Annotated in this window: 7 protein-coding genes and 1 pseudogene; 5 read left to right on the top strand and 3 right to left on the bottom strand. The window is 75.0% G+C overall.

What is annotated here, in order from left to right; genetic code table 11:
- A pseudogene (locus ABZ885_RS32410) lies at window positions 1–431 on the top strand (allophanate hydrolase subunit 2 family protein); the annotation flags it as partial.
- Between the two features lie 43 nt (window positions 432–474).
- On the opposite strand, the gene ABZ885_RS32405 reads toward ABZ885_RS32410, so the two are convergent.
- Window positions 475–1,254, bottom strand: coding sequence for an alpha/beta hydrolase (locus ABZ885_RS32405; RefSeq protein WP_360196592.1), 780 nt, complete (start codon window positions 1,252–1,254; stop codon window positions 475–477).
- Window positions 1,255–1,391: 137 nt separating this feature from the next.
- Between ABZ885_RS32405 and ABZ885_RS32400 the strand changes: the two genes are divergently transcribed.
- Complete coding sequence (locus ABZ885_RS32400; protein ID WP_360196589.1) at window positions 1,392–1,928, top strand: PadR family transcriptional regulator; 537 nt, start codon at window positions 1,392–1,394, stop codon at window positions 1,926–1,928.
- 137 nt (window positions 1,929–2,065) lie between these two features.
- Here ABZ885_RS32400 and ABZ885_RS32395 read toward each other — a convergent pair whose 3' ends face one another.
- The gene (locus ABZ885_RS32395) at window positions 2,066–2,491 is read right to left on the bottom strand and encodes a DUF4396 domain-containing protein (protein WP_360196598.1); all 426 of its coding nucleotides are present in this window, start codon (window positions 2,489–2,491) and stop codon (window positions 2,066–2,068) included.
- Window positions 2,492–2,768: 277 nt separating this feature from the next.
- Between ABZ885_RS32395 and ABZ885_RS32390 the strand changes: the two genes are divergently transcribed.
- Both ABZ885_RS32390 and ABZ885_RS32385 read left to right on the top strand, forming a co-directional pair.
- Window positions 2,769–3,467: a class I SAM-dependent methyltransferase gene (locus ABZ885_RS32390; RefSeq protein WP_360196586.1), complete on the top strand. Its 699-nt coding sequence runs from the start codon at window positions 2,769–2,771 to the stop codon at window positions 3,465–3,467.
- A gap of 292 nt (window positions 3,468–3,759) precedes the next feature.
- Entirely contained in the window at window positions 3,760–4,602 is an 843-nt protein-coding gene (locus ABZ885_RS32385) for an undecaprenyl-diphosphate phosphatase (protein ID WP_360196595.1), read from the top strand.
- Window positions 4,603–4,709: 107 nt separating this feature from the next.
- On the opposite strand, the gene ABZ885_RS32380 is transcribed toward ABZ885_RS32385, so the two are convergent.
- On the bottom strand, window positions 4,710–6,218 hold the full coding sequence (locus ABZ885_RS32380) for a HEAT repeat domain-containing protein (RefSeq protein WP_360196583.1): 1,509 nt from the start codon (window positions 6,216–6,218) through the stop codon (window positions 4,710–4,712).
- A gap of 290 nt (window positions 6,219–6,508) precedes the next feature.
- Here ABZ885_RS32380 and ABZ885_RS32375 point away from each other — a divergent pair, with 290 nt between their 5' ends.
- Window positions 6,509–7,006, top strand: a complete 498-nt coding sequence (locus tag ABZ885_RS32375) for a hypothetical protein (RefSeq protein ID WP_360196580.1) — start codon at window positions 6,509–6,511, stop codon at window positions 7,004–7,006.
- Window positions 7,007–7,049 lie beyond the last annotated feature (43 nt).

Raw genomic sequence — 7,049 nt, 5'->3', positions numbered from 1 at the left:
GCAGTTCGCCGTCGCGGGCCCGGGTGACCGCGGGCCCGTCCGTCCGCAGTGCGATCCGGTTGCTGCCCGCTCCCCCGGCCGAACTGGTGCTGCGTCTGCGGCTCGGGCCGCGCGCGGACTGGTTCGAACCGCAGGCGGTGACCTGGCTGGCCCGCGATCACTACCGGGTGGCCCCGGCCAGCAACCGGATCGCACTGCGGACGGACGGGCCCGCGGTCACCCGGGCCCGCGACGGCGAACTGCCCAGCGAGGGCATGGTGCTGGGCGCCGTCCAGATCCCGCCGGACGGCCGGCCGGTCGTCTTCCTCGCCGACCACCCGACCACCGGCGGCTACCCGGTCGTCGGCGTCGTGCCCGAGCCCGACCTCGCCGCCGCCGCCCAGGCCCGCCCCGGCACGCCGCTCAGGTTCGTCCTGCTCCGGGGACGGTAGGGGCTGTCCCGCAGCACAGGAGGCGTCCGCCGCGACGGGAGCGTCACGCCGCGGCCGGGCGGCGGGCGAGTGCGGCGGCAGCGGCCGCGGCGAAGGCCTCGGGGTTGTCGATCATGATGTTGTGCCCGCAGTCCGGGATCGCCACCAGCTCGACGCCCGCCTCCCGCAGCCCGTCGGCACCCGCCGGTTCGCCGTCGGCCACGGGGTGCAGGAACGTCCGCGGGAGGTCCAGCCCGAGCAGGAGCTCGCGCATGGTCGGGACGGTGGCCCGGGCCAGGTGGACGGCGCTGCGGTACAGCGCCTCCCGGCCGGCCAGCCGCATCGTGGCCCACCAGAACGGGCCGACCCGGTGCTCGGTGCGCCGCCACCCCTCGGCCAGGAACTCCTCCTCCGTGTAGGCGGCGATGGCACTGCTGCCCGGCCGGGACACCGGCGGCACCGGGTCGAGGTTGGAGTCGACCAGGAGGAGGTTCGAGACCAGCCGCGGATGCCGGTGGGCCAGCACGATCCCCACGGCGCCGCCCATGCTGTGCCCGACCACCTCGACGCCGGCCAGCCCGGCCTCGTCCAGCGCCGCCGCCACCGCGTCCGCGTGCTCCTCCAGCGTGTAGCCGAAGTCGGCCGGCCGGTCGCTGATGCCGAAGCCCAGCAGGTCGAGCAGCAGTGAGCGGCGCCCGGTGAGCAGCGGGTGGGCGGCGGCCGCGGCGAAGTAGACCGGCGAGCTGGAACCGAGGCCGTGCAGGTAGAGCCGGGCCGGCCCGGCGCCGGGCAGCTCCACCCAGCGGATCCGGTCGCCGTTCGGGGTGACGGTGGCGTGGCGCATGGTCGTACTCCCTGTCAGGTCCTCGCGGTACGCGGTCGCGGCCGACCGCCGCACGGACCATACCTCGTCATCGAGGTATAGCGGTAGCGAGATAACCGGACGGTCCTTCCCGGACGACCCTCTGAGAGAGTGACCCCATGCTGAAGCTCGCGATCCTCGGATTCCTCCACGACCGCCCCCTGCACGGCTACCAGCTGCGCCGCCACCTCGCGGCGCTCACCGGGCACGTCCGACCGATCAGCGACGGCACCCTCTACCCGGCGATCAAGCGGCTGGAGTCCGACGGCCTGCTGGTCCGCGAGACCGAACCGGGCACCGCGGCCGCCCCCCGCCACACCCTCCACCTCACCGAGGCCGGGCAGGCCGCCCTGCTCGACCGGCTCCGCACGCCGGACGACCTGGACATCAGCGACGAGAACCGCTGGTTCACCGTGCTGGCCTTCCTCCGCCACCTCGACGGCGAACCCGCCGCACAGGCCGCCGTGCTCCGCCGCCGCCTGGCGTTCCTCGGCGAGCCGGCCAGCTTCTTCTACGACGGGGAGCGCCCGGTCGGCGCCGAGGAGGTGGACGATCCGTTCCGCCGCGGGATGCTGCTGATCGCCCGCGCCACCACCCGGGCCGAGCTGGCCTGGCTGCGCGACACGCTGGACGCGCTGGAGCCCGGCCCGCGGTAACCCCGCCCTCCGCGGAACACCGGAAAGCGCCCGGACAACGCGCCGCGGCCCGCACCGTCCCCCCCTCGGGTCGGTACGGGCCGCTGCGGCGTTCCGTGCGTCCCGGGCCCGCCTCCGGCAGGCCCGGCACCGATGGTTCAGTGCTGGTGGTGGGCGTGGACCACCGCGTGACCGCGGCCCCGGCCGATCATCCACTTGTTGACCGGCACGGTCAGGGTGAAGGCGAGGGCGAGCGAGCCCGCCAGCGCGATCCAGAACAGCAGGTCGCCGAGGCCCGCGTCCATCGCCCCCGGGACGGTCACCATCACGCTGTTGTCGATCAGCTCCATCACCAGGATCGAGACGGTGTCGGCGGCCAGCGCGACCTTCACCGCGGCCCGGACGTCCAGGCCGGCCTTGAGGACGCCGCGCATGGTGAGGGCGTAGCCGAAGACGAAGGCCAGCAGCACCGAGAGCACCACGGTCGCGCCGTTGTGCAGGCCGAATGCGGTGCCGAGCACCATGCCGAGGACCTCGCCGATGGCGCAGCCGGTGAGGCAGTGCAGGGTCGCCAGCGCGGCCATCCCCCAGCTCGCGCCGCCGGCGTGGCCGGCGTGACCCGCGTGAGCCGTGTGCCCCTGGTGGCCGTCGTGACCCTGGTGGCCGTGCTCGTGGCCGGCGTGCTGCTGGTGCTCGTGCTGTGCGGGGTGTGCCATGTCGTCCTCCGCTTGCCCGGGTGCCTCGTTCGGCGCCGCGTTCCTCGCTCCGTCGTCGAGGAATCTATACCCCCTGGGGGTATGCCGCAACCCTCCTCCCGAGGCCCTCTTCCCTACGACCGCCGGCCGTGTTCGGATGGCATCCATGAGCGACGACGAGCGACGCAGCGGCTACGACGGCACGGGACCGGGCGCGATCACACCGGACGGCTGCGCCGTCGAGTTGTACGCGCGACTGCCGGTGAACGACGAGCCGGAGGTGATCCAGCAGGCGGTGCCGCCCGGCGCCCGCATCCTCGAACTCGGTTGCGGCGTGGGCCGGGTGACGCACCCCCTGCTCGACCGCGGCTTCACCGTGACGGCGGTGGACGAGTCCGCCGAGATGCTGGCGCGGGTCCGCGGGGCCCGGACGGTCCGCAGCCCGATCGAGCGGCTGGACCTCGGCGAGCGGTTCGACGTCGTCATGCTGGCCTCGTTCCTGGTGCACGCCGGCGACGTCGCCGTACGGCGCGGCCTGCTGGACACCTGCCGGCGGCACGTCGCGGCGGACGGCTGCGTGCTCCTCCAGCGCGAGGGCGAGGACTGGTGGCGGAACATCCCGCGCGAACGCCCGCTGGGCGCGGACGGGCTGGTCCGGATCGCCTCGGCCACACCGGTCGGCGACGGGGTCAACTCGGTGCTCGTCGAGTACGAGTTCCCGGACGCCCGCTGGACCCAGACCTTCCTCGCCCGGCCGCTCACCACCGCCGCATTCGAGCAGGCGCTCGCCGAGTCCGGCCTGGCCGTCGACCGCTACCTGACCGAGGACCGGACCTGGGTCCGGGCCCGCCCCGCGGCCGGCTGAGCCCGCCACCGAACCCGCGAACGCCCAGCACACGCCCGGTGCGAGCCCCGCACGGGCCCCGCACGGGCCGGGCGCGGGGCGGCGCCGGGGGCGGACGACAACCCGTCACCTTCACCGCGTACCATCAGGCGCGCGCCGGGCCCTCGCGCGGCCCGAGCGTCGGGCGGGACCGGCCGTTCGCATGCCATCGGCATGTGCCCCGCGCATGCCGTCGGGCATGCTCCCGCACCGACCACCAACAAGGACCGCTGATGCGCATCGAGCGACGGATACCCCGGGCGGGTGTCCGGTGATCAACTGGTTCCACGGGGCCGTCCTCGGCCTGATCCAGGGACTCACCGAGTTCCTGCCGATCTCCTCCAGCGCCCACCTGCGCGTCTTCCCGGCCCTGCTGGGCTGGGAGGACCCGGGCGCGGCGTTCACCGCCGTGACCCAGCTCGGCACCGAGACCGCCGTGCTGATCTACTTCCGGCGCGACATCGCCTCGATCGTGAAGACGTGGACGCTCTCGCTGTTCCGGCCGGCCCTCCGCTCGCACCAGGACGCCCGGATGGGCTGGTTCGTGATCATGGGCACCCTGCCGATCGGCATCCTGGGCAAGCTGTTCCAGGACACCATCGAGACCAACCTCCGCGACCTGCGGATCATCGGCACCACGCTGATCGTCTTCGGCCTGGTCCTGGCGGTGGCCGACCGCACCCGCGCGGTCCGGCACGCCAAGCCGATCACCGACCTGACCCTGCGGCACGCCGCCGGGTTCGGTTTCGCCCAGTCACTGGCGCTCATCCCGGGCGTCTCGCGCTCCGGCGGCACCATCAGCGCCGGCCTGCTGCTCGGCTACAGCCGCGAGGCGGCGGCCCGCTACTCGTTCCTGCTCGCGATCCCGGCGGTGCTCGCCTCCGGACTGCTGGAGCTGTTCAAGATCGGCGAAGGCCCGGCGCCGGCCTGGGGCCCGACCATCCTGGCCACCCTGATCGCCTTCGTGGTCGGCTACGCCGCGATCGCCTGGTTCCTGAAGTACATCTCGCACAACAGCTTCATGCCGTTCGTGGTGTACCGGGTGGCGCTCGGCATCCTGATCATCGTGCTGGTGAGCATCGGCACCCTGGCGCCCGACGCCGGGGTCGTCAAGTAGCCGCACCCTCGACCGGAGCCCCGCGAAGTAGAACGCGGTTCCACCCGACGCCCACGGGCCGGGCACCTCGACAGGTGCCCGGCCCGTTGCGTCGTGTCGGGGTTCCGCTACCGGCTCCGCTCGCGGGCGGCGGTCAGCCGGCCGCGCACGGCGGCGTGGACCTCGGCCTCCTCGGCCGGGTCGGCGGCGAGGCGGCGCAGGCGCTCCAGCACGCGGGCGTCACCGGTGGTGGCGACGTGCCTCGCGGCGAGCTCCCGGGTGGACTCCTCGCAGTCCCAGAGGCACTCGACGGCCGGCCCCTCGGGGAAGTGCACGTCGGTCGCGGCGAGTGCCCGGGCGGCGCGGCCGCGCAGTTCGGACGAGGCGGCCTCGCCGTAGATGTGGCGCAGGACGGGGACGGCTTCCGCGGCGGCCAGCCGCCCCGCACCGTCGACCAGCGTCCCGAGCCCGGTGCCGGCGACCCCGCGGACGGAGACCCAGCGGCGCAGCCCGGCGACCACCAGCGGCCCGTCGGCGGGCTCCCCGGCGTCGGCGAGCAGCTGGACGGCGGCCTCGCCGAGGGCGCTGTCGGCGCCACCGGTGGCCGGGTCGGCCCAGCGGCGGGCGTGGGCCAGCACCTCGGGGCCGCGCATCCGGCCGAGCAGTTCCAGGGCGGCGCGCACCAGGCGGTCGTCCACGTCGGCGGCGGCGGCCTCGATCAGGCCGGCGGCGGCCGGGTCGCGTTGGTCGACGAGGTACCGGAGCGCCGCACGGCGGGCACCGGGCAGGCCGCTGCGGGCCGCCTCCAGCACCGCGGGGCGGTCCTCGGGCCGGACCACCGCGGCCAGGCAGCGCGCGGCCGCGGCGGCACGGCGGTCGACGGCGTCGGGAGCGGCCGGGTCGGCGGCGTCGCGGGCGGGCTCGGGGCGGTCGGGCTGCCGGGCGAAGGCGCCGGCCCCGAGGCCGCCGAGGTCGCCCTGGTCGGCCCAGGCCAGCACGTCGGCGGTGGACCAGCCGGGGGTGACGCCGCTGCGGTTCACCTGGCGCTGCCAGAGGTCGAAGGGGGACTGCTCGCTCGCCGCCGCGACCCGCGGGTGGTAGGCCGCCCAGAGCCGCCAGGGCCGGGGCTCGTACGCACCGCGGATGAACTCGCGCAGCTCGGCGTCGCCCTCGGGGCCCGGCGGGAAGCGGTCCAGCACGGCGGTGCCGAGCAGCAGCAGGCCGCGGTCGTCGTCCCGCAGCGCCAGCTCGTCCAGCGCCCAGGCCCAGTTGGTGCCGGTGGCGGCGTACTCGCGCAGCATCAGCAGCGCGTCGCGCCGGCCGTAGGCGGCGAGGTGGCCCAGCACGGAGAGCGCGAGGCCGGTGCGGGTCTCGTCGTCGTCGAGGAGGTCCTCCGGGTCGTGGAGGTGGTCCTCGATGCCGTCGAGCGGCGCCTCGAGTTCCATGAAGAGGCGTGCGTAGTAGAGGGAGCGGTTCTCGACCTGCCAGTCGGCCCGCGGGTCCCTGGTGACGCACTCCTCCAAAGCGGCGAGGGCTTCGGTGCGGTCGGCGGCCAGCGCATGGAGCTGCCCGTCACCGCGGCCTCGCTGGAGGAGGCCGAGGAGGCTGGCACTAGGTGCTATCACTGGCTCGAACATGAGGTCAGCATCCGTTGCGGCGGTCGTAGTGGCAACGGGATTTCCGTCGCCGGGGTCTCTGGTCGGTACTGCAGTGGGCGCCCGGGCGCCGGAATCACCGAAGGTTACCGCCTCGGACACCCCGCCGCACACAGGGCGACCGGCCCCAACGGTGCACTGGCATATGCCGGGGGAATTTTGCCAAGGATCTGCCGCAAATCCCCCACAGGGATGACTCCGCTGTGCGACAGTCTTCTCACCAACCGGACAGGCCAGGTCACCGGCCGCCACCCCCGACCGATGGAACCGCCATGGACATGCCCCGCCCCGCAGGCCGCCCGCCGGCCAGCACCACGGCCGCGGCGGGCGTGCCGGCGGACGGCGGGACGGGCCGCGGCACGGACGACGGCGCGGGCACCGCGGCCGGGGACGACCCGGCGGGCGGCAGAGTGGACGGCACGGCGCAGGCACCGCCCGACCCCGGAGTCGGCTCGGCCGAGTGGGACCTCCTCACCGACGACGTCCGCTGGTCCGCCGAGGTGTTCCGGCTGCTCGGCTGCGACCCCGGGCACGGCCCGCTCAGCCTCGACCGGCTGCCCGACCGGCTCGACGAGGTGGACCGGCCGCAGCTCCGGCGGATGATGACCGACGCCCTGGTGCACGGACGCCACGCCTACGGCACCCTCCAGGTGCGCCGCCCCTGCGGCGGGCACGAGCTGGTCGAGTGCGCGGGCGAGCCCGTGCTCGGCACCGACGGCACCGTCACCGCCCTGCGCCTGCTGCTCCGCCCGGCCGACCGGGCCGCCTGAGACCCGCCGCAGCGCCCGCCACCCCCGTCCGGCCCCCCCCCCC

The sequence above is a fragment of the Kitasatospora sp. NPDC047058 genome (assembly GCF_040643935.1).
Classification (GTDB): Bacteria; Actinomycetota; Actinomycetes; order Streptomycetales; family Streptomycetaceae; genus Kitasatospora.
Note: the sequence above shows the minus strand (reverse complement) of the source record. Positions and strands in the feature narration are given on the sequence as shown.

Coding starts and splice junctions, on each gene's coding strand:
- ABZ885_RS32405 (WP_360196592.1), bottom strand. CDS start 1,254: ATGCGCCACGCCACCGTCACCCCGAACGGCGACCGGATCCGCTGGGTG.
- ABZ885_RS32400 (WP_360196589.1), top strand. CDS start 1,392: ATGCTGAAGCTCGCGATCCTCGGATTCCTCCACGACCGCCCCCTGCAC.
- ABZ885_RS32395 (WP_360196598.1), bottom strand. CDS start 2,491: ATGGCCGCGCTGGCGACCCTGCACTGCCTCACCGGCTGCGCCATCGGC.
- ABZ885_RS32390 (WP_360196586.1), top strand. CDS start 2,769: ATGAGCGACGACGAGCGACGCAGCGGCTACGACGGCACGGGACCGGGC.
- ABZ885_RS32380 (WP_360196583.1), bottom strand. CDS start 6,218: ATGTTCGAGCCAGTGATAGCACCTAGTGCCAGCCTCCTCGGCCTCCTC.
- ABZ885_RS32375 (WP_360196580.1), top strand. CDS start 6,509: ATGGACATGCCCCGCCCCGCAGGCCGCCCGCCGGCCAGCACCACGGCC.